This is a genomic window from Prevotella sp. HUN102 (assembly GCF_000688375.1).
Classification (GTDB): Bacteria; Bacteroidota; Bacteroidia; order Bacteroidales; family Bacteroidaceae; genus Prevotella.
This window is the reverse complement of record NZ_JIAF01000003.1, coordinates 262851-287918: the sequence shown is the minus strand read 5'-3', so window position 1 is coordinate 287918 and position 25068 is coordinate 262851. Positions and strand designations below refer to the sequence as shown.

General features: G+C 50.1%; 21 protein-coding genes. 3 read left to right on the top strand and 18 right to left on the bottom strand.

Going from position 1 to position 25068, the window contains the following annotated elements:
* The first annotated feature begins 120 nt into the window (after window positions 1–120).
* Entirely contained in the window at window positions 121–1005 is an 885-nt protein-coding gene (gene dapA, locus P150_RS0104340) for a 4-hydroxy-tetrahydrodipicolinate synthase (protein WP_028896634.1), read from the top strand.
* Between the two features lie 368 nt (window positions 1006–1373).
* Here dapA and P150_RS0104335 read toward each other — a convergent pair whose 3' ends face one another.
* From P150_RS0104335 to P150_RS0104250, 18 genes are all read right to left on the bottom strand, one after another.
* Window positions 1374–1895 carry an isoprenylcysteine carboxyl methyltransferase family protein gene (locus P150_RS0104335; RefSeq protein WP_028896633.1) on the bottom strand — a complete coding sequence of 174 codons (522 nt, stop codon included), beginning with the start codon at window positions 1893–1895 and terminating at the stop codon, window positions 1374–1376.
* A gap of 253 nt (window positions 1896–2148) precedes the next feature.
* Window positions 2149–3195: an asparaginase gene (locus P150_RS0104330; RefSeq protein ID WP_028896632.1), complete on the bottom strand. Its 1047-nt coding sequence runs from the start codon at window positions 3193–3195 to the stop codon at window positions 2149–2151.
* Between the two features lie 860 nt (window positions 3196–4055).
* The gene (locus P150_RS0104320) at window positions 4056–5147 is read right to left on the bottom strand and encodes a metallophosphoesterase (protein WP_036932044.1); all 1092 of its coding nucleotides are present in this window, start codon (window positions 5145–5147) and stop codon (window positions 4056–4058) included.
* A gap of 102 nt (window positions 5148–5249) precedes the next feature.
* Window positions 5250–6581 carry an MATE family efflux transporter gene (locus P150_RS0104315; protein ID WP_028896630.1) on the bottom strand — a complete coding sequence of 444 codons (1332 nt, stop codon included), beginning with the start codon at window positions 6579–6581 and terminating at the stop codon, window positions 5250–5252.
* Window positions 6582–7176: 595 nt separating this feature from the next.
* Window positions 7177–7491: a hypothetical protein gene (locus P150_RS0104310; RefSeq protein WP_028896629.1), complete on the bottom strand. Its 315-nt coding sequence runs from the start codon at window positions 7489–7491 to the stop codon at window positions 7177–7179.
* Window positions 7492–7684: 193 nt separating this feature from the next.
* On the bottom strand, window positions 7685–7822 hold the full coding sequence (locus tag P150_RS17795; RefSeq protein WP_197018046.1) for a hypothetical protein: 138 nt from the start codon (window positions 7820–7822) through the stop codon (window positions 7685–7687).
* Between the two features lie 3 nt (window positions 7823–7825).
* The gene (locus P150_RS0104300; protein WP_028896628.1) at window positions 7826–8071 is read right to left on the bottom strand and encodes a hypothetical protein; all 246 of its coding nucleotides are present in this window, start codon (window positions 8069–8071) and stop codon (window positions 7826–7828) included.
* Between the two features lie 25 nt (window positions 8072–8096).
* On the bottom strand, window positions 8097–8570 hold the full coding sequence (locus P150_RS0104295) for a hypothetical protein (protein WP_028896627.1): 474 nt from the start codon (window positions 8568–8570) through the stop codon (window positions 8097–8099).
* Complete coding sequence (locus P150_RS0104290; RefSeq protein WP_028896626.1) at window positions 8571–10250, bottom strand: alpha-amylase family glycosyl hydrolase; 1680 nt, start codon at window positions 10248–10250, stop codon at window positions 8571–8573.
* A gap of 114 nt (window positions 10251–10364) precedes the next feature.
* Window positions 10365–11249: an ACP S-malonyltransferase gene (gene fabD, locus P150_RS0104285; RefSeq protein WP_028896625.1), complete on the bottom strand. Its 885-nt coding sequence runs from the start codon at window positions 11247–11249 to the stop codon at window positions 10365–10367.
* A 544-nt stretch (window positions 11250–11793) separates the two neighbouring features.
* Window positions 11794–14118 carry a thiol protease/hemagglutinin PrtT gene (locus P150_RS16825; protein ID WP_051617542.1) on the bottom strand — a complete coding sequence of 775 codons (2325 nt, stop codon included), beginning with the start codon at window positions 14116–14118 and terminating at the stop codon, window positions 11794–11796.
* 113 nt (window positions 14119–14231) lie between these two features.
* Complete coding sequence (locus tag P150_RS16820; protein ID WP_051617541.1) at window positions 14232–15701, bottom strand: leucine-rich repeat domain-containing protein; 1470 nt, start codon at window positions 15699–15701, stop codon at window positions 14232–14234.
* A gap of 9 nt (window positions 15702–15710) precedes the next feature.
* Window positions 15711–16088: a leucine-rich repeat domain-containing protein gene (locus P150_RS16815; protein ID WP_051617540.1), complete on the bottom strand. Its 378-nt coding sequence runs from the start codon at window positions 16086–16088 to the stop codon at window positions 15711–15713.
* Window positions 16089–16133: 45 nt separating this feature from the next.
* Window positions 16134–17657: a PKD-like domain-containing protein gene (locus P150_RS0104270; RefSeq protein ID WP_028896624.1), complete on the bottom strand. Its 1524-nt coding sequence runs from the start codon at window positions 17655–17657 to the stop codon at window positions 16134–16136.
* Between the two features lie 369 nt (window positions 17658–18026).
* Window positions 18027–18710 carry a DUF4843 domain-containing protein gene (locus tag P150_RS0104265; protein WP_028896623.1) on the bottom strand — a complete coding sequence of 228 codons (684 nt, stop codon included), beginning with the start codon at window positions 18708–18710 and terminating at the stop codon, window positions 18027–18029.
* Between the two features lie 19 nt (window positions 18711–18729).
* Complete coding sequence (locus tag P150_RS0104260; RefSeq protein WP_028896622.1) at window positions 18730–20133, bottom strand: RagB/SusD family nutrient uptake outer membrane protein; 1404 nt, start codon at window positions 20131–20133, stop codon at window positions 18730–18732.
* A gap of 7 nt (window positions 20134–20140) precedes the next feature.
* Window positions 20141–22849, bottom strand: a complete 2709-nt coding sequence (locus tag P150_RS15895; RefSeq protein ID WP_051617537.1) for a SusC/RagA family TonB-linked outer membrane protein — start codon at window positions 22847–22849, stop codon at window positions 20141–20143.
* A 15-nt stretch (window positions 22850–22864) separates the two neighbouring features.
* Window positions 22865–23161, bottom strand: coding sequence for a carboxypeptidase-like regulatory domain-containing protein (locus P150_RS0104250; protein ID WP_028896621.1), 297 nt, complete (start codon window positions 23159–23161; stop codon window positions 22865–22867).
* 862 nt (window positions 23162–24023) lie between these two features.
* Here P150_RS0104250 and P150_RS17930 point away from each other — a divergent pair.
* Together P150_RS17930 and P150_RS17925 are read left to right on the top strand one after the other, a co-directional pair.
* Window positions 24024–24482 carry a transposase gene (locus tag P150_RS17930; RefSeq protein WP_369793304.1) on the top strand — a complete coding sequence of 153 codons (459 nt, stop codon included), beginning with the start codon at window positions 24024–24026 and terminating at the stop codon, window positions 24480–24482.
* Window positions 24483–24526: 44 nt separating this feature from the next.
* Window positions 24527–24865 (top strand): transposase, encoded by a 339-nt coding sequence (locus P150_RS17925; protein WP_231477573.1) that lies wholly within the window; start codon window positions 24527–24529, stop codon window positions 24863–24865.
* Window positions 24866–25068: the final 203 nt, after the last annotated feature.

Sequence of the window (25068 nt, the reverse complement as noted above, 5' to 3'; positions counted from 1 at the left end):
TTTGGTAATTGCCGTTTTATTCTTAATTTTGCAAGATAGACAGACATTGTTTTATTTATGGAAATGAAACTGTCGGTCTCGAAAAATCGGTCTGACACAGACCCCTTAATGCGAAGATTTATGCAGAATGTATTTCACGGACTGGGCGTTGCACTTATCACTCCATTCAAGACAAGTGGAGAAGTGGACTATGAAGCTCTCGAAAGACTGATAGAATATCAGCTTGAGAACGGAGCCGACTTCTTTTGTATTCTCGCCACAACAGGCGAAAACCCTTGTTTGTCGGCAGAAGAGAAGACAGAAATTACCAATTTCGTTAAAAAGACGGTCAGAGGCAGAGTGCCTATATTGAAATACTGCGGTGGAAACTACACGGCAGAGGTCATTAAAGAAATCAAGACTGCCGACTGGAACGGCATAGACGGTATTCTGAGCATCTGCCCCTACTACAACAAACCGAGCCAAGAAGGCTTGTATCAGCACTTCAAGGCCATTGCACAGGTGTCGCCGGTGCCTGTGATTCTCTACAACGTTCCCGGCCGAACAGGCATCAATATGAAGGCAGAGACCACCGTGCGCATCGCTTCCGAGTTTCCAAACGTCGTGGGAATAAAGGAAGCATCGGGCGATTTGGAGCAGGTGGACGAGATTATGAAGAACAAGCCGAAGCACTTTGAGGTAATCAGCGGCGACGACGCACTAACGTTCCCAATGATTGTAAGTGGTGCCGTGGGCGTGATTTCGGTAATCGGCAATGCACTTCCGAAGGAGTTTTCGCGAATGATTCGCCTCGAGTTCAACGGAGAATTTGAAGCTGCGCGGAAAATTCACCACCAATTCACAGAACTCTACAAGCTGCTCTTCGTAGACGGCAATCCCGCGGGCTGCAAGGCTCTGCTCAACGATATGGGAATGATAGAGAATATTCTCCGACTCCCACTTGTTCCGACACGCATCGAGACGAAACAGAAAATGAACGAAATACTGAAAGGGATGAGACTTTAAGTCTCGTCCCTTTCTTTTTTGAATAGAAAAGAATAAGGAGACGAGGAAACAAGGGGACAAGTGAACGAGGAAAAGAGATAAAGAGGGGGACAAGGGAACAAGGAGACGAGGAAACGAGGGACAAGGAAACAAGTGAGCGGGGAACAAGTTTATAAGGCGATAAGAAACAAGAGAAACAACCAACGGATAGCAAATCGTAAACCATTGATAATCAGCCATCAAAATATCTGTTTGCATTCTTGCGAAGATTGCCGTCCATTCTTCGCAAGAATGCAGCGCATTTGTGCGAAGAATGGACGGCAATTATCGGTCAGTTGCAAATCGACATATCGGTTCAGGATAAGCCACACACTTATCAGTCTGCAACATCAGTCCTCGGCATCCCAGAGATCCTCCATAGCTTTGTCCTCCTGATTGATGCGCACTACAAGCAAAGTCAAGTAAAGAGGGAAACCTACGGAGAACGTAAGCCACGCATTGCAGAGCAGAGCCACGCCCACGAGTTCGGGAATGATGTTCAGAAAATAGTTGGGATGGCGCACCGTGCGGAAGAGAAAGCTCCGCTCAATACGGTGTTCGGGCAGAATATAGAGCTTTACCGTCCAGACGTCTCGCAATTTATAGATGACATAGAAGAGCATAGCGTAGGCAAACGCCATAACGCCCACACCGGCAACAGAGACAGAATTGAAGTCGGTGCCGCTGTCGTAGGCCTCGTAAAGTGCCCCGAAGTAATAGGCTATGTGCGCCAGAGTGAGCAGAAGGGAGTTGAACCTGCCGTATTGTTTCGCCCCTTTCTTCAGCAGACGTTTTTCGTTACGGATGGAATACGAGAGCGAAACGAGTCGCAACGCAAAGAAAAAAATGAATGTAATAATAATGTACTGCATATTATTTATGAATTAATAAAAAGTTTTTTTAGCGATAGGGGGCAGCAATGCCCAAAGGGCTGATTGCCTATCTTCAATCGGGAAATCCCGAAAATACTGCCTCGGGACCGATGCCTCGGGACGAAAGGATGAATCCGACGGAAAGACAAGGCTGCAACGCCGCAATTCCCTGTGCGCTCCGTTGCAGCCCCGCCCGATTGTCTCTCGGTTTTCCGTCAGCTGATACGGCAGCCCTGTCAGCCGATTATGCCCTTTATCCCTGTTCGGGAATGGTTATCTCGCCGGCAATGGACTTCTTCATATATTCCCTTACCGTGTCGGCGTCCTTGAACTTAGCCTGAAGGAACATCAGTTTCGCGATGGCAGCCTCAACGGTGGTGTCGTATCCGCTCACGATGTCGGCATCCTTGAGCTGATAGCCGGTGTCGTAGCGTCCCATTTCCACCTGTCCGGTAATGCACTGGCTGACGTTTACCACCACCACGCCGCGGCTGGCAGCCTCCTTCAGCAGCTCCACCAGCCAAGGCACCTGCGGCGCGTTGCCGCTGCCATAGGAGCGCATCACGATTCCTCTCAGTTCGGGAGCGTCCAGAAGATGCTTCACGATGTTTTCCTCAAGGCCGGGGAAGAGGGAGAACACGATTACGTTGTTGTCCATTTCCCTGTGGGGGATCATCGGTTTCGTGTAGTCGGGCTTCAGAATGCTGTGCTCGTTGAACGTGAAGTTCACTCCGGCCTCGCAAAGATGAGGATAATTGAAAGAATCAAAGGCGTTGAACTCTTCGGCATTTTGCTTTGTGGCACGGTTACCTCGCAACAGGTGTCCGTTGAAATAGATGCTCACTTCGGGCACGCAGGGCGTTCCGTCCTGATGATGAGCCGACGCCAGTTCGATACTCGCCATCAGATTTTCCTTGCCGTCGGTTCTCAACTGCCCGATGGGAAGCTGCGAACCGGTGAGAACAACCGGTTTCGTGAGATTCTCGAACATAAACGACAGCGCGGCCGCCGTGTAGGCCATCGTGTCCGTGCCGTGAAGTATCACGAATCCGTCGTAGAGTTCGTATCTCTCCGCAACGATATCCACCAACTGTGCCCACATCTTCGGCGACATATTAGAGGAGTCAATGGCGGGAGAGAACTGGTAAGTGTCTATTTCTGTCTCAATGTGTTTGAACTCAGGAACATTATCAACCAAATGGCTGAAGTCAAGAGGCTCGAGCGCACCGGTCTTTTTGTTGCACCCCATACCTATCGTTCCGCCAGTATAAATCAATAGTACTCTATTTGTTCTTTTCATAATATTCATCTTTGTGGCAAAGTTAATAAAAAGTTTTTGGTATCGGCACAATATTATTATTGTTTTTTCATCCGTCCAACTTATCACATTTCTGTTTCTTATGAAGAAAAGTAACCTGATGCTTCTCTTTTACGAACGTATTGTTTCTTTATCAGCCGAATATCGGTATTCTTGTTATCACATTCCTACATTACACGAATATTTGAAATCTATTAAAAAACCGAGTTCGGAATTAGTCCGGACCCGGGGACAAAAAGAGGTGCCAGACAGGGCATTGCCGCTGTTACTGTCCACCGTCAGACGGCTATTCTATTCCGTACCGTATTTCAAGCCCTGCGCATTCTGTAAACACCTGAATATCAACGGATAAAAAGCCTGTTTGCAAACGTGCGAAGATTGCATTCCATTCTTCGCAAGTTTGCAGTGCGTTTTTGCGAAGATTGTCTGCCATTCTTCGGTTACTTGCAGAGCATTCAACACCATTTCCTTACCTGAGTTCGGGATAAAATGGCAAGGTTCTCTCTCACAGATTTCGCAGATGCACAGATTTACGCCTACTTTCCCGAACACTGAGAAGGCAAAGCCTTCAAGGATGGCACAGATACTTGATGAGAAACGATTGTATATTAGGTCTGCAATACTTCATTCGCACAAGAAAATCTGTGCCATCCTTGAAGGCTTTGCCTTCTCTGTGGCGAAAATAAACGTCTGTGATTCTGTGGAATCTGTGAGAGATAAAACTACAAGATGACTGAATTACTATCGCAATCACATACTTAAAAGTTCGGATGTATCCCGAACTCAGGTATTTCCTTGTAAACCTGTCCTCCCGCCGACTTGTAAACTCCCCTCTCCTGTGCCTACTTCAACTCTGCAACCACATACTCCGAACGTGTGCCGATACGGAATTTTGCACCCCAGATGCCGATACCCGACGTTACATAGTATTCCGTATTGCCCTTTCTGAGAGGGCCGAAAGCATTCTCGTAGATGGCATCCTCTATCCAACTGATGGGCCAAACCTGTCCGTAGTGCGTGTGTCCCGAGAGTTGGAAGTCCACTCCCGCCTGTGCTGCACGCTCGAGATTGTAGGGTTGATGGTCGAGAACGATGGTGTAGTGTTTCCGAGAAGTTGTGTTCATCAGTTCCTTTATTGGCTTTCGCCTTGCATTCGTCCGGTCGTCCCGTCCGATTACGGTTATCGTGTCGCCACCGAGAGGCACGTCCACGCTCTCGTCCACGAGCAGTTTTATCCCTGCTTCAGTATAAAACTTCAACGCATCGCCCTTTCCTCCGTAGTATTCGTGGTTGCCCAAGCAGGCATATATCGGTGCTTTCAGCCGCCGGAACTCGTCTGCCATATCCTGACTGTTGATGGCACGCATACTTCCGTCGATGATGTCGCCGGCTATCAGCACGAGGTCGGGCCGCTCGGCATTCACTTTGTCCACCCATTCGTGGAAGTCTTCTGCCGTGTTGTGATAGCCCAGATGAAGATCGCTCAGCATAACGATTCTCTTCGGAGCTGTAAGCCGTTTCCCGCTCTTCAGCGTCAGCGGTACACGCACCTTGTGCTTGTAGTTGAAATAGCCGTAGGTAAAGATTCCCATCATAAATATCAGAATGGAAACGGTGCCCGGAAGGCTGTCGTGAAGGAACGATTTGGGCACAAGCCGAACCAGTCTGCCAAGGTCGAGCACGATGAACACCATTGCAAGATACAACGCTATGAAGAGGGTGGAGTTGCCCAAAGCGTACAGAAACTTGGAGACGGGCATCGGGTAATGGTCAAGTCCCAGAATGAAGTTCGCAAAGAAACAGATGAGACACGCTATCAGCAGACAGACGATGACCCACTTCCACAGCACGCTAAGGGGCAGAATCTGCCACACGTGCCAACCAATGTAAGCACTACCCAATATAGGCAAAAGAAAAAAGAATATTATCCACATTGTAATTATCGTATTAAAAAACAAACAAGGAAACGGATTTACAAGCTGACAAACGAATTTCTTCGTTCACTCGTCCACTTGTTCACTCGTCCTCTTGTCCACTCATAACTTCCAATCTCCCCGTTTCCTGAACCACACGAACTGCAATAATCCCCTGATTCCGAGGAACATCAGGAAGGCTATCCACAGCGCATTGTTGCCCATATACGGCCACGCAAGGAAATAGAAGACAAAGAAACACGCCATTGCCACGGCTGAAGAAACGAGCATTCCCTTGGTTTCGGTCAGACCGATGAAGATGCCGTCGAAGATGAATGCCGCAACGCCGGAAACAGGAATCAGACAACCCCATATCAGATAAGGTCTTGATGCCAGCACCACACGCTCCTCATCGGTGAGCAGACGGAGAAAATCCAGTCCCCCGACAGCATAGACGAGCGTGAAGACAACCACCGTCCACAGCCCTATGACAAACAAACTCCGTACCATTTTCCGAAGTCCCTGCCCATCGTTCGCCCCATAGAGTTTCCCGCTCAGTGCTTCGCCGGCATAGGCAAAGCCGTCCATAAAGTAAGAAAAGAGCGTGAACATCGTCATCAGCAGCGTATTCACGGCCAACATCATCGCTCCCTGCCTACCACCAGCACTGGTAAAGAACAGATTCACGGCCACGAGGCACAGCGTTCGGAGGAAGATGTCACGGTTTACGACGAAGAATCTCTTCCACGCTTCAAGATAAGTAAGCGTGGAACGGAGCAGAGTCCACGATATTTCAGCCCTGCCCTCGAAGAAATACTGTCTCCTTAACCCTCCGTACAGCACGGCTGCTGCCATAAGAAAGCCTGCCCACTGGGCTATCAGCGTGCCCATTGCCACGCCTTCTATCCTCCATCCCAAGACAAAAACGAAGAAAAGCGAAGCCCCAATGTTCACGATGTTCTGCACAATCGCCGTCAGCATCGGCACTTTCGTGTTCTGCATACCGATAAACCATCCCATAAGTCCGTAGAGTCCGAGCATTGCAGGCGCGCCCCATATCGCAATCCTGAAATAAGACTGCACGAGCGACACGGAAGAGGCAGGCGTGCTCATAGCACGGAGCATCGCCCACTCGATGGGCCGCTGCGCAACGATGAAGAGCAGTCCCATACCCAAACCGATGACAAGGGCACGAACGAGAATGCGCAAAGCCTCGTCCCACGCTTCGGCTCCGTAGGCCTGCGAGGTCATACCACTGGTTCCCATACGCAGAAAACCGAGCACCCAGTAGATGATGTTGAAAATCATCGAACCTACTGCGATTGCTCCGATGTAGTTCTCGTTGCCGATATGCCCCACCACCATCAGGTCGGCCAGTCCGAGCAGCGGCACGGTTATGTTGCTGACAATGGACGGAACCGCCAATGCCAATATTTCTCTGTATCTTTGATTCACAAGCACAAAATTACAAAAATTGGTGCAATATTCCACCGAAACAAAGCCATTTGACGAAGAAAAAGTAAAAATAAGCTCACACGGATTGCAAGAATCATTCAAATCTGCGTAATCTGCAAGAATAATGGGTCTCGCAGATTGCACAGATCAAGCGAATAGATAATCGGGAAAATTAAACAAAAATCTGCCTGATTTCGCAAATCAGCGAGGACAAAGACCCACGCAGATTGCGCAGAATATTTTTACCTGTTTTTCAATCTTGCGAAGAACGCACTGCATTCTTCGCACAATTACTTTCCATTCTTCGCAAAAACGCATTCCATTCTTGCGAAGAATGAAAATCAGATATAATATTCTGATTTTCAGACTATTAAAAAACATATACCTTGTACAGGATTCTAATCTCATCCTGTTTGTTCACATTGAACTTTCCTCTGTCGGAATGAAAATCAAAAGTTTCCTTACCATAATCCTTTCTGTTTCAATGGCATTTTGACTGCAACCTTTGCCACCATTTATTGCCGCAGACACATTGCATTATGGATAATGAATGAAACGGAAAAGCTTCTAAGATGCCTCGCCGGAGAGGACATTTCTATTGGGAAATCTTTCTAAGCTTGTCGCGAAGTTTCAAGGCTTTCCTTGCATCTTTCAGATCTTTCTTTTGCTGACTGCTCAGTTTCTTCTGCTCCTTATACTGCTTTTTGAGGTCTTTGTATGCCTTCAAGGCTGCGTCCATACGGTTTTTGATATTTCCCATCCGCTCTTGAGTGGCATCGTATTCGCTGGCTCTTAGTGCTTCTAACTTCTCCAGTGTTTCACGGGGCATCGTGCGATAGTGTACCTGCTGTGCCATTCCAGTCTGTACGCCCACAAAAGTCATAAATAATAATGTGTAAATCGTTTTCATACTTCGTTTATTTTAATTGTTTTCAATGCAAAGATAACAAAATGCCATCAGAAAACAGCCGTTTTTTTAAAATAAATTATATTAATTCTACAAAGGTAATCAGCATTTTTGTTTGTACTCGGACCGGGAAGCTGTTTGCACTTTTTTATTGACAGGCGGGCAGAATCAGAAACCAGTCATCAGTTGCGAAGCCTCATCTGATATAATCCTTCGCCACCAAGTCGTAGTACAACGCCTCGAGCTCGGGCAGCGACAACTGCTCCACGGAATGCTCTATGGTGCGTATGAGTTCGGCTCTCCGGGTGTCGTCGTGTGTTGTGTTGAAATCCATTCGCTACATTTGTTTTTCCAGTTCTGCTATTGCTTCCTGCATATCGCGGGCAAAAGTGAGATGGTCGAGCAGAAACTCTTTCCGCCCCTTCGCCAACTGCGCATAGAGTTCCTGATTCATTATCTCCACGTATGAGGAGATGGCATACTCTATGTCGTCGCGCTGCGTTTCGCTGTTGGAAAATTCGTAGACACGATACTTCTGATGCAGAAATGCGTGCGTCGATTCTATGCTGTCTTTCGTTATCATCGTCATCAACGTCATTATACCCCGCCTACGGAATTACCTTGAACCTCACCCGAAACGACTTGGCGTGCTCGTCCCAATTCGTTCCCAAGAGTTCAAAACGCCCTATCTGTGCCGTTGAACGCACGTGCCTGCCGATGCAGGGGCACACGTCGTAGTCGCCGATGCGCACGAGCTGTATCATTTCCGACGCACCTTCGGGCAGTTTCTCAAGGCTCACGCCGTCGGGAATATGGTCGCGGTCCACCATTTCAGAGGTTACGGGCAGGTCTTCCTCAATCAGTCTGTTCATTTCCGTCTCAATCGCCTTCTCCTCCTTTCGGTCGGGCTTGTGGTCGAGCGTGAAGGTCATCTTGCTCTTCTTGCGCTCTATGTGCGCATTCCGGCTTCTTTCAGCACCGAACATTCGGAACATCAACTGGTTGAGCAGATGTTCGGCAGTATGGGCAGGGGGAAATTCCTCCTTGTTGTGCGCATTCAATATGTATTCTGAACTGTCCATTTAACAACTGAATTTATAGATTCGTCCGTTCAGACCGTCCGTCTGCACGCTTACCGTGCCGTCTCTGTGAAGCACGGCAACGAGTTTGTCGCCCGAAAGCAGGTCGGTCATCTCCACTTCTCCCTCCGGAAGTTGCAGAAAATCGTAGGCGTGAACCGGAATCCTTACGTCCACGCGTGTCTCATTCTCATCGAAATTTGCCACAATCAGTAGCACCTCGTCGTCGGCCTTGCGCAAGAATGCAAACTGCCTGTGGGGATTGAAGTGCGTACCATCGCCATTTGCATACATCAAATCGAACGTAAGCCCCTCTCTTGCAGCCTTTTCGGCATTGCAGATATTGAGAATCTTCTTGTAGGCATTTTCTATCTGCAACTCTTCTTTCGTTAGATTTCGGCGTGCATAGAATCCTTTGAAGACGGCATCGGTGCTCCAATAGTCGAAAATAGTGGAGCGTCCGTCTCTGCCCGAGAATCCTTCCGCGTCCATTCCCCGTTCGCCGAACTCCTGTCCGGCATAGATCATCACGGGATTGGTCTGCAACAAGGCTGAAACTATCATTCCGGGGATGCCCTTCAAAGCACTGCCGCAGAAGAAATCGGAGGCGATGCGCTGCTCGTCGTGGTTCTCAAGGAAGTAGAGCATATTGTCGCGGATGTCGTCCGTGGCCTGCCACTCGTGCGTGATGGCATTCGCCGGACGGGAACCACACATCACATCACGCACGCAGTCGTACATTCCCACCTTATCATATAGATAGTCGAAGCCCGATGCCACATAAGTTCGGTATTGATTGGGGTCGTAAACCTCGCCGATGAACATCAGTTCGGGATACATTTCCTTGAGTTTCGAGGTGGCATATCGCCAAAATTCGTGCGGCACCATCTCTGCCATATCGCACCGGAATCCGTCGATGCCTTTCGCCGCCCAGTAGATGAGAATGTCGGTCATCTTCAGCCACGTGGAAGGAATAGGGTCGAAGTGATGGCTCCGTCCTCCGAAATCGCAGTAATCCACGCCGTAGTTCAGCTTCACAGTCTCATACCAGTCGTTCTGCTGTGGGTGGGAATCGAAACGGTCGTTGCCCGTACACTTTGCGGGAAACTCGTCGTAATCAGGCGATTCCGCATCTTCCGGCAATGAAACGTTCGACAGATCGAGCCGTTCGTTCGGACAATAGTAAAAGTTGTTGGCAGCATCGAAGTGTTTCGCCGTGTCGTCGTCCTCGCCAAGGTCGCGCACGCCTTCGGGCTTTGCTATGCTTTTGTATTCGCGTGCCACGTGATTGGGAACGAAGTCCATTATCACCTTCATTCCATTCTCGTGCGTGCGCCGTATCAATGCCTCAAACTCGCCCATTCTGTTGGGCACATCCTCGGCTATATCGGGGTCGATGTCGTAGTAATCGGTAATGGCATAAGGCGAACCAGCCCTACCCTTAACCACCCGCGGCGTCTGACAGGGAATGCCAAAAGCCGAATAATCGGTGGTTGTGGCGTGTCGGATAACGCCCGTGTACCATATACAGTTCGCACCAAGTGCCTTAATCTGCTTCAAGGTCTTGGTGTCGAAGTCATTCATCTTCCCCACTCCGTTTTCCTTCAGCGTGCCGTTTACCTTGCGGGTAAGGTTCTTGTTGCCGAAAGTTCGGGTGAAGACTTGGTAGATAATCAGTTTCATTCAGGAGGTTTTGTATTTTAAAGAGGACGAGTTTAGCAGGAAACAAGAGAACAAGGGGGACGAGTGGACAAGGAGACTCGTCTACTTGTTCACTCGTAAACTGTCTAATATCCCTTATACGCCGTGCGCATTCACGCCCTTGTCGATACGTCCGATCATTCCCTGCAATGCAGTGCCCGGTCCACATTCAACAAATTCCGCAGCACCGTCGGCAATCATATTCTGAACACTCTCCGTCCAGCGAACGCTTGACGTAAGCTGAGCGATGAGGTTTTCCTTGATTTCGGCTGCATCGGTATGCGGCTTTGCGTCCACATTCTGATAGACAGGACACTTCGGGGCGTTTACCGTGGTAGCCTCTATCGCTGCCTGAAGTTCGTCCTTGGCCGGCTGCATCAGCGGAGAATGGAAAGCACCGCCCACCTTCAGCGGCAATGCGCGCTTTGCACCTGCTGCCTTGATGAGTTCGCAAGCCTCATTGATTCCCTCCGTCGAACCGGAGATGACCAACTGACCCGGACAGTTGAAGTTTGCAGCCACGACAACCTTGCCGCCGTCTGCCACCTGAGCGCAAATCTCCACTACCTTCTCGTCTGCCAAACCGATGATGGCAGCCATCGTACCCGGATTCTGCTCGCAAGCCTTCTGCATTGCATTCGCACGTGCAGCCACCAGCTTCAGTCCGTCCTCGAAAGTCAGCGCACCGGCACACACCAGAGCCGAGAACTCGCCCAATGAGTGGCCTGCCACCATTGCAGGCTTGAAATCGTCGCCGAGGCAGAGAGCCGAAATCACGCTGTGAAGGAATACCGCCGGCTGCGTAACCTTGGTTTCCTTCAACTGCTCGTCGGTGCCTGTAAACATAATTTCAGTTATCTTGAAGCCGAGAATCTCGTCTGCCTTATCGAAAAGTTCCTTTGCCAATGGGTTGTTCTCGTAGAGGTCCTTACCCATACCCACGAACTGAGATCCCTGTCCCGGAAATACAAATGCTTTCATATCTTTCTGCTTAAATGTTTAATTAATAATTCTTTATGGCTGCAAAGGTAAGAAAAAATAGCTCGAACTGCAAGGGTTTTCACATTTTACATTTCACATTTTCCTTTTTCAGGAGTTAAATTTTTAGGAGTTAAAGGAGTCAAAGGGAGTTAAGGGAGTTAAGAGAGTTAAAGGAGTCAAAGGAGTCAAAGGAGTTAAAAGGAGTTAAGACAACAGCTCGAATAACAAAGGGGGGGCACATTTCCCATTTTCCATTTCCCATCTCCCATTTTCCATCTCACATTTCCCATCTCCCGTTCCCCATTTCCCATCTCCTTCTTTTCCATTTGTGCGAAGAACGCCGTGCAATCTTGCGAAGATTGCACGATGTTTTTGCGAAGAATGGAATGCGTTCTTCGCAAGAATGGAAACAGAGTTTTTGACAGTTGATTATCAATAACTTACAACACATTCAAGAACGATAGGGAAAAAGAAACAGGAGAAAGAAGCAGTGGCATCCCTCTCCTGTTCATTTGTTTTTCGTGGACTTGCTTACTGGTCAGTTTCAAGGGTTGATGACTTTCTTGCCATCGACAATATAAATGCCGCGGGGCAGCGAACGCAGATATTGGGAAACGGAAGTGCGCTTCACGCTATCGAGCAGCACGCCCTGAAGACTGTAAACGGCAACGGACACATCGGCATCATTACCGGTTATTGCTGTTATGCCATCAGTCGTCGGAACCTGATAGATGTCGGAAACATCGGCTTCGGTTTCCAGATTTCGCGACATATAAGTGAAACCGGCAAAGTATTCCTCGCCCGGTTCAAGGTCGAAAAATTCAAAGTCGAGCCCTACTGCCTTGCTTGCAGAGAGTTCCAACTGCACCGTTTTCTTGTCCACCGGCACGCCGTAGTCGCCCACCCGCTTGTAGAGAATGCAGGAGAAGTCGTCCTTGTAGTCCTTACGGGTAAGGTTGGCTATGCTTGCGTGGCACTTGAAGGTGTTGCCGCTGAGCTTTTTCGTGGCCTCATCGGCGTTGGTTACCTTGGGCTTTACCATCAGGTTGGCAGCATTTCCCTCGCCAACCACAATATTTTCCTGATGCAGCACCACCTTTCCCTTTTCGTCCTGACAGATCTTTATGCTGTGAGTGCCACTCGAAGAGGGCGTAAAGTGCATTACCACTTCTCCCGTTGTATTGGGGTCTACATTGCTTGCAACGGCAGTATAGAGCCAGAAATCGACGAAAAGGTAAACCGTCGGATTCTTCGTCTTGCCACGGTTTTCTACATTCAGCTTCACTTCTACCGGCAGATTTTCCGACATCGGACTGCTGAACGCTACCGAATGCACCTTCATTGCCGTGCCGTTGTCGTTGTGGGGCGTGAGCTTCAGTCGGTTTTTGGTTATCTCAACACCGAAGTAATACAGGTCGGAATCGATGCAGGGCTTCCATTCCGTCTTGCCCTGTTCGCGGCATACGGCGATGAATTTGTATTTGCCCTCGGCTATTTCCTTGCCGATTTCGGCATCAGCCTCGGCTGCCACAATATAGTCGGGGCGCAGATTCGTGAACGGTTTCTGCCCGAACGTCTTTATCTGCGTGCCGTCTTCCTTGCAGAATGCCCACGCAAACTCGAAACTCTTCATCAATGTTCCCGGATTCAGCAGCTCGCAACCAAGGTCTCGAACCTTGAAACTTCCCTCCGTTCTGTCGCGGGGATAGTCTTTCTGATACACGTCTGTCTTTCTTATCTTCAGCAAACTCTCGATGGCTTTCGGCTCGGAAGGAGTGGTTTGCAGTCCGATGAGGGCAGTCTGCGAGAGCGTGTAGCCATCGGAACCCTCTATTCCTCCCGCACCTTTCACCGAAGGATTCAGTATTGAGAGTGCGAAGAAGCCGTCGCCGTTGCCTCCCCATCCCCAGTTGATGTGGAATTTGCCGTTGCCGTCATAGCCGTCGCACACGAAAGCGTGCGAGCCTGACAGCTTTCCTCCCGTGAAAAGTACGGGGCGACGCTCTTTCAGTTCGTTGTAGATGAGTGCTTCCCATTCGTCTTTCAGATAGTCCTCACGGCGTTCCTCGCTCACGCCCGCGCCGAATCCGAAGTATCTTACAAAGGCTTCTTCAACAACGTATGCCCCCGAACCGTCAATGCCATAGTCCATCTGCACGGCCTGACCGCAATACAGCATCAGCTTAGCCACCTCTTCGGCACTCTTTCCCGTTTCTCCCTCCTTGTATTGCTGCTTCATAAGCTGCCAGTTGAACGATGTTTCGGGCAGTTCCTCCATCGTTATTCTGTGCTTGGAAGTGGTGTATCGGGGGATAATCGAGGTCTGCCCGCTGGGCCATCGGTGGTAGTTCAGCAACTGTGCCATCGCCGTTGCCACGCATCCGGTGTAGGTTGATGCGTTTTTTACCCTCGGACACCTTATATTATAGGGATGCCCTTGGTCCCATTCTGTCTTTACGAGCGGTTCAATCCTTTCTCCCGGTGCCGCAGAGGGCGTGGACTGATGGGCCGAAGAGGTACGCTGAATTTGTCTTATCTGCTCTTCATAGCACTCAAGCCACCATTTCAGGTTGTCGGGAGTATTCGTTTTGTCGAACGTTCCCGAGGTGGTGTAGCCCAGAATGTCCTCCGTTCTCTCCTCGCCCGACACGATTACGAATCCGTTATCGCCGCCGATGTTGAACACATAATAGGCAGATGCTTCGGCAAGTGCGAGTTTCAAAGGTCGTTTTGCCGGTGCGCGACTGACGGAAGTGCCGGAATTGAGGAACCTGTATGCCCTCTGGCGTGCCTCGTCGGGGGATACCTGCTGCCCGAACGTGCATACAGAAAGGAAAAAGAGGAAGAATAATGCAATGTTTCTTCCCATAAATGGTTTTAGTTTCTTATACAATTTGTCGTTATTTTGATGCCTGAAAAATAAAAAAGTTTGTTCAGATGGCTCATCGAACCACCCAAACAAACTTACCTGATATTATACTCTTACTTTACAAACTTCTTTCCGTTGAGGATATAGATGCCCGAAGGAAGGCTTGAAATTGTGCTTTCCGTGCCGACTGCAACGCCCTGAAGATTGTAGACCTTGCCGTTCTCGGCACGCTTTTGTCCGATAGTCTGAATGGCATTTGCCACTTCACTCTCTACGGTTACGGTAATCTTGTAGATGATGGAAGTCAATTCCGCACCAAAGGTTACCACGCTCGCACGTCCTGTCCAAACGTATGGCTTGTCTGCTTCCTCATTTGCACAGCCATAAGTGCCGCCCGTCTGGCTCACTTCCTTCAGATCGCAGTGGTAAGGCTTGTTGGCAAACTCTATTTTAGTAATTACCATCTTGGCAGGAGCCGTGAAAGTCATAGTGTTTTGCTTGTAAGCCTTCAGCGTTCCGTCCATAATTCGGTTCCAATACTTATTGTTTATCTTTTTGAAAGTGAGTTCCACGCCGTTCACTTCAAGCACTTCGCCGTCGAGAATGCGCCCAACTTCAGGATCGTCGCCCACGGTCGAGGTCGCCAGTTTCCAAGGATTGGCATCGAAATCGTAGACAGCTACATTGCCTTCATTGGGCATTTCCGTGCCGGGATTCTCCGGAGTTTCCTCCTTGATAGGCTCAATTACTGCGAAGTTGAAATCCTTCCACGCCTCCTTATAGTCTTCAATGGCCTTAGCCGGCACAAAGAGTTTCTTCGTTCCTGGTGTCTTGTTGAAGCTGCTCTTGTGTACTGATGGAGGAACTACCGACTTGCAGCTCACCTTCTCTATTGCGCCGCAACCTGTGAAAGCGTTCAGCGCAATCTGTTCGAGCGTAGAAGGCAGTTCGATTGTCTGAAGGGAAATGCAATTAAGAAAGGCCGAATGCTTTATTTCCTTCACGCCTTCGGGGAGCGTAATCGCCTCAAGAGCCTTGCAACCCTTGAACGCGCTCACGTGAATGGTCTTCACTCCCTCGGGAATCACTACGCTCTTGAGCGCAATGCAGTCCTGAAACAGAGAGCTTCCGATTTCCGAAAGCGTCTTAGGCATCGCAATATTCTCCAGCGCGGCACAGCCTTGGAAAGCCAGATCGCCGAGCGTCGTGAGATTTTCGGGCAATGAAACCGTCTTCAGCGATGTGCAGTTCTTGAACGCATAACGCCCAATGCTCTCCAAGCCTCCGGTGAACTGGACTTTCTCGAGCGAGGAGCAGTCGGCAAACGTGGTGGCAAGAACAGCCCTTACACCACCGGGGACTGCTATCTCACGCAACATTCCACACTTTGCGAAGGCATTGTCGCCGATTGTTGTCAGCGAAACAGGCAGTTTAATCTCTGTCAAGGCATTGCAGCCATAGAATGCGCTCTCGCCGATTACCGTGCATCCTTCCGCTATGAGCACCTTCTCGAGCTTGTCGCACATAGTGAATGCGTTCGGTGCCATCGTCTTTATGGTGCTCGGAATAGATACGGTCTGCATTCCGTGGCACTAATAGAATGCGCTTTCGCCCAGTTTCTCCACTCCTTCGGGTATCACGATGCCCTGCAGGAGATTGCAGTAGGCGAACGCATTGGGCTCAATCGTCTTCAGAGATTTCGGCAGAATGATGCTCTTCAGCGGGGTTTCGGAAAAGGCTTTCGCCCCAATTCCCTTAATGTTCTCGTCGAGCACGATGATTCCGTCACTCGGAATCAGTTCGGCAGGCCACGAAAGAATCACGCCGTCCTTGATTACCACGCCATAGGGAATCGGTGTCGGGGTGTTTGCAGGAGCAAAATGCTCAACAGACATAATGCTTCCGTGAACCATATTGGCATTTGCGCTCAGCGCGAGTGCCAAGGCTACGATAAATGTAAATTTTCTCATCTGTTTATGTTTTTAAATTTAGTTGTTAAGAATATAGATTTCTCATTACTTTCTCGGCTGCATTTCCTTGCCGTTGCCTTTGTAGATAAGGTTGCGGATGGTTCCGCCGAGTTTGCTTCCTGTGTACAATACCTTTGCCGTGGCGTTGCTGCTCACGTCGAGCACGAAAATCGTGGCCGACTCATTGGCCGCAGCCTTCGTATTCTGCGCGGCTACGTACATCTGCGAGGGATTATAGGGATTGAATACTATCTTCCTGATATCGTATTCCTCGCCGAGACTTGCGTAAGCCTTGTCGGAAAAATTCCTGCCCTCGTAGTTGTAGATGAATATCTCGCCTTTCTTGTTTCCATAATAGAGGAACGGCTTGATGGGATTCACGCCGAGGGCGTCGGTGGAAGCAATGTGTCCGCTTGCCGAAGTTTCGCTGATGAGCACTTCCTCGGCCTTGTTTGCCGCCGGCGCAAAGTGATAGATACTAACATTGCCGCCGTTGTGCCCCACGAAAAGCAACTGACCCGGCTCATAGCGGTGGTCGGCATTGGCATCGGCATAGTGTCCGCTGCAGGCAAGAAGTGCCATCGGGGAAACGTTGCACGCAATCTTGCTTTCCACCATACCACGGATGCCTCCTATATATATAAGGTGGTGGGTGGCCGTGTCGAAGTAAACGCGCACCATATCCATAGGATTGGTAATGAGCGTACAGTTCATATCGGCTATCTTGGCGTAAGACGGTATCTGGTGTCTGCGCTTACCGACGATGAACTGATGCTCGGCCGTCATAAGATAGTCGCGGCCTCCACCCACGAAATAAACCACCTGATGGTCCTTGTTCCACAGGAAGTTCTGGCTGCCGTAGGGTGCATACGCCACGTTTGGCGCAAACGTGCCCTCGCCGTTGTAGGCAACTTCCGTCTTCACTTTCATCGTTGTTGCGTCAAGGAGGTAAACCTTCTGTGGGTTTCCACTTGCCAGCACTACCTCCGTGCCCTCATTGTCGTCGAAGGTTACGAGGTTGGTCTTCCCCTCTCCCGTCCACGCAAGTGCCAACGGCTCTTTTCCCAACTGCAATCCGGGATTGTTCTCGGCGAAAACATCGGCCACGGCAGGTATCTCAAGCTCGTTGAGCGACTTGTAGCCCAGTCGTGCCTGTCCGTCGGTCTCGGTATAGAGCAGCAGTCCTTGGTCGTAGTCCGAGTAGACGTAGAGCAGAAACTCTTTTATCTGCGCCGTTCCCTCTTCCGTCTGCACCTTCACGTAGCCCGAATACTTGCCGGGTGTGGTGCATTCATAGTTGAGCGATGCCGCATCGCCCACCTTGCTGTAATTGATTCCCCACTCATAGGTGAGCTTCAGATTGGAAGGATTCTCAATCTTCGGCGCAATCATCAGCTTGTTTCCCAGTTTTACGCTGTACGCTTCCTCAATTCCGGTTATCTTAATCTCCTTGGACAACGGTTTCGGTTCTTCTCCCTTCTTTGTCGGTTCGTCGTTGCTGTCGGAACAGGCTGCCATCAGGCAGCAGAATAAAAGCAGGCACAAGTGCCCCAGTTTTTGAATTTTCATTAGTTTATAGTTTTAATTATCTTGTCTAAAATTCCTGTCGTTTTCTTTATCAAGTGAATAAATCCCATCTGCCGCTGCTTGCTTCACCGCACTTTCTTCCCTGATTTCCCCCACTCAACTGCATCGTTCAGATTCAGTCTCTCAATGCTCATTTTCAGGCTGACAGAAATGCGAATTGCAAGTAACCGAAGATTGCATTCCATTCTTCGCAAGAATGCGATGTAAACGTGCGAAGAATGGAGTGCAATCTTCGCACGTTTGAAACGCAAGGTTTTAAAACCTGATTATCAATCACTTATGAAACACATATCATTTGAGTTTTATATCATTTTTCAGCAGTTGGCAAATTCATCGCATCCGATGCACGGGCTATACCTCCCAATGCACGTTCGGGAAGACAACTCCCTCCTCGGGATGTGCCTCGAAGTATTCCTTCACTTTTCGGAAGATGCGCAGATATTCGTATTTTCTCTCTTCCATCTGTTCGGCCGTTACAGGACTGCCGTTCAGCTCTATGAACTTCTGATACTTGCGTATGTTGTACTCGCCCAACCAATAGGCCACCGCAGGCCACCACGTGGGCATATCCAGCCTGTTGTCGAACTGAATGCTCACCACACTCTGGGCGGGAAGGGCTGCCTTGAGCTGCGACTGTGGGCTGATTCTCAGCGTGAGCCGGTACGTCTGCCCGTCGTCGAGATTCTTTCTCAGTATCTTTATCCACAGGGTGTCCCTGAACTGTCCGGCTTTCAGCGTGCGTTCGGCAGCGAAAGGGGCATAGTGCGTGCCCTCCTTTGCCGTGGTAAGCGAATCCACGACGCTCAGGGTATAGCCCCGGTCGGTGCCGCTTCCGTGCCCGATGAGCGACAGGGGCAGGGCGAACGTGGGTTCTTCCACGGAATACGGCAGACTGCCGCACCGCATCTGATACGTCTTTGCATCGAAACAGATGCCTGTCTCGCCCTCATACTCGAAGCTGTCGGCCTGATTGCAGGCTGTGAATCCGATGCAGACGAGCAGGGAGAGCACCGAAAAGAGGGGTCTGTGTTTCATCTTTGTTTCCATTTCGTCCTTAATCTTTAATTTCGCTGTCGGGCAAGGGCAGCACGAACGTTTCGTCGCTGACGGCGAAATACTTTCCGTTCAGCCCGTTCATAGGGAGCTGCAAATGCTTGTGGGCAAAGAATATCTGGCCCTCGCCCCAATATTCCTTCGTGATTTCGTCCATCAGGCAACGCCTGAAAGCCTCCCCGGTGCTTATGTCCGTGAGTTTCAGAGGCTGAAGCCCGCGCGCCGTAATCACGGTGTTCAGGGCGTCGAGACTTCCCTGTGGATTCTTCTCATAGAGGCATTCGGCGAGGATATAGTACATTTCGGGCAACCTTATCATATTGATGCCCGGCACACGGTCCTTTTCCCATTGCTGCTTTTCGTCGAAATGCTTGTCGTAGAGCTTGGTAAAGGCCGTTATCGGACGCCCCCAGTCCGTCTGCGTGAAGTAGGCCTGAAAGCGGTAATCGTTGTTGACGGCCGTGAAGGTGGAGGTTTTGAAGATCTCTCTGTAATTGTTTCGCACCATATTGCAGCTTGAAGTGCTGCGCGCCGGATAGAAAAGCTGCTTCACGTCGAAGATGGCTTTCGTCGTGTTCAGTGCCCAGATGCACTCGGTCTTTGCGCTGTAACCCATAAACAACTGGAGCACTTCCTCCTCTTCGGCGAGCTTGTACTTGCCGTCGATGACCGATTGCGCATACGCGGCAGCCTTTTCCTTCTCGCCCATCCAGTTACAGACTCTTGCCAGCAGTGCCTTCACGGCGAAACGGTTCATATAGAGCACGTCGTTGCATCTTTCGGCGTCTGCCGCGTTCTGCATAATGGCATCGGCTTCCTCGAGGTCGGCGACGATTCTTTCGGCACATTCGCCCACCGTGAGCCGTTCCGTGGGCTGATTGCCCGCCACGGTAACGTAGGGAATCGCCAACGAAGACGTCTCATTGGCATTGCGCCCGAAGAGCCTCAGCATATCGAAGTGCAGCATTGCTCGGAGCGCAAGTCCCTCGGCCTTGTAGTAGCGGGCATTGGGAAAGGATTCCGTGTCGATATGTTTCAGCATACTGTTGATGCTGTACACGGCGAAGAAGGCGCGTTCCCATATCTGGTCTATCTGCTTTCTCACGTCCACGTCCCGGTATTGCAGGTCGTAGGTTTTCGTAAGTGGAGTTTGCGTGGCTTCATTGTCGTTGTAGTAGAGCTGCGCTATCTCGTCGATGAATCCGAACGACAACCTGTTGCCATACAGAGACGGCTTCGCCATCGTGGCATAGATGCCCGTGAGCGCATCCCTGAAGCCCTGTTCGTCCTCGTACATCCGCTCATCGTTCACCATTCCGGGCGTGTCTATATCCACAAAGCCGCATCCCGCGAAGACCGTGCTTGCGAGGATGGCTATGAGAATGCTGTATATTCGGTGTGTCATATCTTACTTATAGTCTGATGTTTATCCCCAGTTCGTAGACGTTTGCAAAGGGATAGGCAAGCCCTCGTTCCCTGTCTATGGTGGAAAGATGGAAGAAATTGCCTGTGGAGAGCGACACTCTCGCCGACTGCACATACAGTCTTCGGCACAGCATCGGGGGCAGTTCGTAGGCAAGCATCAGCGAAGTGCCCTCCAGCGCATACTCTTTTCCGGCGAACCGCGACGTCGGAGGAGTGGCTTCCTGCACGGCAATGCCCTTGTAGAGCGATACGTTGCCCGGACTTTGCCAACGGTTGTAGAACACCCGTCGGTCGGCGTTCTGCAACGGACTTGCTCCCTCCACCTTCTGCGCCAATGTTCCGTTGTAGACGGTGGCTCCCATACGGTACGAAAGTGCCACGGAGAGCGTGAGAGACTTCCACGAAGCCGAGAATCCGCCGCTTCCCTGCACCGTGGGTGTCAGGTCGCCAACGGTCTGCCGTTCGTTGTAATCGTACTCATAGGTCTGTTCTCCGTTCCTCTTGATGAATATTTCCTTGCCGTTGGCAGGGTTGATGCCGGCAGATTTCATTACCTTCAGGGCCGTAAGCGACTCTCCCTCGGCATAGAGAGGCACAGGAAGACGGCCTCCCTGTTCGGCGTTCCGCTTGTTCTGATTTCGCAGATACTCGCTTATCTTGACTATCCTGTTGCTGTTGTGAGCGGCCACGAGGTAGGCATTCAGCATAAAATGCCTGCTCTGAATGAGTTTTCCGCGCAGCGAAACCTCAATGCCGGCATTGCGAATCTGCCCCAGATTCTCCTTGCCGTTGCTGAATCCCACGTGCAGCGGCTTGGCAACGGTCATCACAAGGTCGTTCGTCGTGTTGTAATACACCTCCACGCTGCCGCTCAGACGGTCGTTCCACAGTCCGAAATCAATGCCGGCATTGCGCTTCGTAGTCTTTTCCCACTTCAGATAAGGGTTTACAAGTGCCACGGGCACAGCTCCAATCTCCTGATTGTAGATGAGGTCGGAAGCGTATCGGTAGGCAAGCCGCGCCTGATAGGGGCTGAAACTGACGTTGCCCACCACGCCGACGCTTGCACGGAGCTTGAGCAAAGAGAAACAACTGCCGCCGAGAAACTCCTCGTTATGAACGTTCCAGCCCAGTCCCACCACACCGAATGGGGCATACTTGTGGGAGGTTCCGAACTTGGAAGAGCCTTCGTAACGGAACGAGGCATCCACGTAGTATCTGTTCAGATAAATGTATTGTGCATTGAGGAAGCTGCCGAGCTGGCGCGAACGCGAACGGTTGCCGAGTGGGGATGCGCCGTCGGCAAAGGCGGCAGCCATAGAAACGTGGTCTACCTTGTCTGAAAGCACGCCGACCGCCTTGAATCCGTCTGCATCTTCCTCGATGCTCTGGAGGTTTCCGCCCAACGTGAGGTTCACGAAATGCTGACCACTGCGGCCGAAGCCCTTGTTCCAGACGAGGAAGAGATTGGCAGAGAGGTCGGAAGCACGGCTGTGAAGCACGTCGAAACTACCCCGCTTGATTTTCTCCGTATAGAGGAAACGCTGCGAAAGGGGCGAATGGAATGTCTCGTCGTCGGTTTTGGACACCGCATAAGAAAGTGAACTCTCCAAGCGCAGTCCGTAGCCTAAGTTCCATCTCATCTTCAGGTTGTTGCTCACGGTAGCTCCCCTGTGCTTTATGTAGCTGTTCAGGCTCTTCTCATAGATGGGGTTTGGCGTGTTGAACGACAGTTCTCCGTTCAGCGTTCCGTCCGTGTTATAGGGTCGGTCGTAGGGATTGAGCCGTGCATAGTCGCCGAAACTGCCATAAGGAACATCGTCGGAACTGCTGCTTTCCACACGTGCCGTGTACTGGAAGAAGAGTTTGCTCCAGTCGCCGTAGGTGAGATTGACACGAATGGAAAGGTTGTCTTTGCTGCTTTTCTGCATCACTCCCCCTGCATTCTGCCAACCACCGGTGAGCCTGTAACGGAATTTCTCCGTGCCGCCGTTGAGCGAAAGGCTGTGAGTGTGCGTGAATCCGGTGCGCAAAGGTATCTTCATCCAGTTCGTATTCGCGCCCGCCTTCACGCGGTCCAGCTTCTCATAGTACACCTTTTGGCGTTCAATGTCTGTCTTGCTCGTGCCTTTAAAGCTGCCGTAGATGCCCGCCAAGCGTTCATATTCAAGTTTTTCGGCTGCGTTCAGCAGATGGTAGCTCGACAAATCGGCAATCGAAACCTGAAAACGACCGTCGTAATCTATCTGCAAACGGCCTGCGCTGGTGGGCAGGGATGTTATCACCACCACGCCGTTGGCAGCCTTCGAACCGTAATATGCCGTTGCGGCAGCGTCCTTCAGTACGGAGACACGCTCGATGGTGGAGGGCAGAAGATTGAAAACCGTCTTCACATCCACCTCCACCCCGTCGAGAATGAAGAGGGGAAGATTGGTGTTGTCGTTCTCAACAAAGCTGCTCCGGCCGCGCAATATCATATCGGGAACGTGGTTAGGGTCGGAACCTGCATCAATGTTCTGCACCACCTCGAAACCGGGCGTATTGTTCCTGATAAGTTCCAGCAGACTGCTGTTTACCTGCTGTTGGAATACTTCCTTGCCAATTACGAACGACGAACCCGTGTAGCTCTCCTTATTTCTGTTCACATAACCTGTAACCACCACCTCGTCGAGGTTTTCCGACAAAGCATTGAGCACAAAGCTGTATAGCTCCTAATTCGGTTTTATGCGCAGAATCGCCGTCTTGTAGCCCTCCTTCTTCGCCACTATCTGATATGCCGATGCCGTCAATGCCGTCTCGAACTTGCCTTTTTCATCCGTGAAGAGCGTCTTCTGAACCACCATTCGGCTATCCGTAACCTGTATGCACACCTTCTCCATAGGCAATCCGTCCGAAGAACAAACATTGCCATAAACCTTCTTTGCAGTCTGTGCAAGACACCTTGGCACCACCACCCACGAAAACAGTATTACCAATACGGCAATTTGTCGAATTATGCTTCTGTGCATTTCAAGTTTTTCGCATCTTTTAGTGTGGTGCAAAAGTATAAAGGATTTATTTTTCCCGCAATACCTAAACCGAATGATTTTAAACCCGACGCTTCATACCCGAAGAAAAATCTACCAATCTAACGCATTAAAACCGCATTTTCAACAAAACAAAAACATAAAACATTGAAAATAAAACCAATTCAAAACAACCCCTAATTCTTCTACTGTGTTTCTCACAACCCCACCTTCCAGTTTTGAAGACGAGATTCGGCAATAATCTTTTTCAGAAAATATCCCATTTCCGAAGTTTCTACCTAAAAAGGAGGATTTAAAACAATACGTGGATAACCCTTTCACATTTCCCATCTCCCACCTCACATTTCACATCTCCTACATTTTTGCGAAGAATGGCTTGCAATCTTCGCACAATTGCACGGCGTTTTTGCGAAGAATGGAACGCATTCTTCGCACGTTTGAAAACAAGATTACAATAATCTGAATATCAATAATTTAGAAACACCCAACAAATTAAGGGGAAGTGTGAAGCTCTTCCACGATTTATATATAATACCTGAGTTCGGGATAAAATGGCAAGTCTCTCTCACGGATTTCACTCTAAGTTTGCAGAAGATTACGGCTCGGCCGCATAAGAACGCAAAATATGTAAAAACAATGCCAGCTCAAGACAGTATCCTACCTTTGCTGTCGTAAGGAAGAATCGGTCTGTCGGAGAGGTAGGCCCTGGATTTCGCCGGCACGGAAGCCATAATCTGTCCAGAACCTCCCCGACATAGTCGCGGAGACAAGATAGAAAGCTACCGGCCTTGGAGCCTTGTCAGAGTTTCAGTCCATACAGCTATTGACCATTTCTGATAATTAAATTAGTGACAACCGCGGCGGGAACACCGGTGACTACAGCAAGCCGCTGTGCAACTTCCTTTATGGGAGGGGATTCGACGCATGGCCTGAGAATGCCAAGAGTGTCAGGGACTCCTCGGGTATCCGGAGACTGAAATCGGACCGCGCCGATGCCTCAATGACAGCGGAGTATGCAATGCGTAGCCATGACAGGGCCGCCATGTACGACCCGCTCAGCGAGTCGCTTATGCAGCCCAGGGAGCTGTTCCCCCACAGACAGATGATAGTCAGGCACAGGTGCAACTTCCAAGTCCGGAGAGGTGAGAAGAGACTTACCATGGAGAAATCGTCCGTCAAGACTATGATCTCCCAAAGCGGACGGCATATCGTCTCGGAGTTGAACAGGGAGATAGAGAAGGTGGACAGGAGGATTGCGTCCCTGATAGAGTCTGACGGGGAGCTTACCCGGATTTCACCATAGTTACCTCCATACCCGGCATAGGAACGCAGAATGCCGTGTGCCTGATGGTCTGCACGGACAACTTCCGCAGGTTCAGCCACGACCCGCGGAAAATATCCTGCTATTGTGGAACAGTCCCATTCGGCGATTCCGGCACCGGCGTGCATACAGACCCGCATGTGCATTATATGGCAAACAGGCAGATAAAGGCTATGCTGACCCAGGCCGCGCTTGCAGCCGTTAACTTCAACCCCTCCACAGTCTCGTATTATCCAAGGCTTGTCGCAAGAGGGAAAAAGAAGCAGGTGGCATTTGACAACGTCAGGAACAAGCTTATCCACATAGTGGCCGCCATGGTCAGAAACGGTCAGGTTTTCGATAAGGACTATAAAATATCAGCGTAAAGGAAAAATAATGGCCAAATCATTTGGATTTTAACATAGAAAGCTGATGGCGCAGATTTATTTTTGTGCCACGCTGCCTGTGGGCAAAGGTTCTCTCGCTGATTTCGCAGATTTATATTCCCGAGAGTCCTCCCATTGGCAAAAAGTGTTCTGTTTTTGCTCACAGATTTTTACAGACAGACGGATATAGCCTTCTCTGTGAA

Excerpts from the sequence above, each read along its gene's own strand:
- P150_RS0104310 (WP_028896629.1), bottom strand. The coding sequence starts at position 7,491 with ATGAAAACGATTTACACATTATTATTTATGACTTTTGTGGGCGTACAG.
- P150_RS0104335 (WP_028896633.1), bottom strand. The coding sequence starts at position 1,895 with ATGCAGTACATTATTATTACATTCATTTTTTTCTTTGCGTTGCGACTC.
- P150_RS16825 (WP_051617542.1), bottom strand. The coding sequence starts at position 14,118 with ATGGGAAGAAACATTGCATTATTCTTCCTCTTTTTCCTTTCTGTATGC.
- P150_RS0104300 (WP_028896628.1), bottom strand. The coding sequence starts at position 8,071 with ATGATAACGAAAGACAGCATAGAATCGACGCACGCATTTCTGCATCAG.
- P150_RS0104330 (WP_028896632.1), bottom strand. The coding sequence starts at position 3,195 with ATGAAAAGAACAAATAGAGTACTATTGATTTATACTGGCGGAACGATA.
- P150_RS0104270 (WP_028896624.1), bottom strand. The coding sequence starts at position 17,657 with ATGAAAATTCAAAAACTGGGGCACTTGTGCCTGCTTTTATTCTGCTGC.
- P150_RS0104290 (WP_028896626.1), bottom strand. The coding sequence starts at position 10,250 with ATGAAACTGATTATCTACCAAGTCTTCACCCGAACTTTCGGCAACAAG.
- P150_RS0104320 (WP_036932044.1), bottom strand. The coding sequence starts at position 5,147 with ATGTGGATAATATTCTTTTTTCTTTTGCCTATATTGGGTAGTGCTTAC.
- P150_RS0104260 (WP_028896622.1), bottom strand. The coding sequence starts at position 20,133 with ATGACACACCGAATATACAGCATTCTCATAGCCATCCTCGCAAGCACG.
- P150_RS0104250 (WP_028896621.1), bottom strand. The coding sequence starts at position 23,161 with ATGCACAGAAGCATAATTCGACAAATTGCCGTATTGGTAATACTGTTT.
- fabD (WP_028896625.1), bottom strand. The coding sequence starts at position 11,249 with ATGAAAGCATTTGTATTTCCGGGACAGGGATCTCAGTTCGTGGGTATG.
- P150_RS0104265 (WP_028896623.1), bottom strand. The coding sequence starts at position 18,710 with ATGAAACACAGACCCCTCTTTTCGGTGCTCTCCCTGCTCGTCTGCATC.
- P150_RS0104295 (WP_028896627.1), bottom strand. The coding sequence starts at position 8,570 with ATGGACAGTTCAGAATACATATTGAATGCGCACAACAAGGAGGAATTT.
- P150_RS17795 (WP_197018046.1), bottom strand. The coding sequence starts at position 7,822 with ATGGATTTCAACACAACACACGACGACACCCGGAGAGCCGAACTCATA.
- P150_RS16815 (WP_051617540.1), bottom strand. The coding sequence starts at position 16,088 with ATGAGAAAATTTACATTTATCGTAGCCTTGGCACTCGCGCTGAGCGCA.
- dapA (WP_028896634.1), top strand. The coding sequence starts at position 121 with ATGCAGAATGTATTTCACGGACTGGGCGTTGCACTTATCACTCCATTC.
- P150_RS17925 (WP_231477573.1), top strand. The coding sequence starts at position 24,527 with ATGGTCTGCACGGACAACTTCCGCAGGTTCAGCCACGACCCGCGGAAA.
- P150_RS16820 (WP_051617541.1), bottom strand. The coding sequence starts at position 15,701 with ATGCAGACCGTATCTATTCCGAGCACCATAAAGACGATGGCACCGAAC.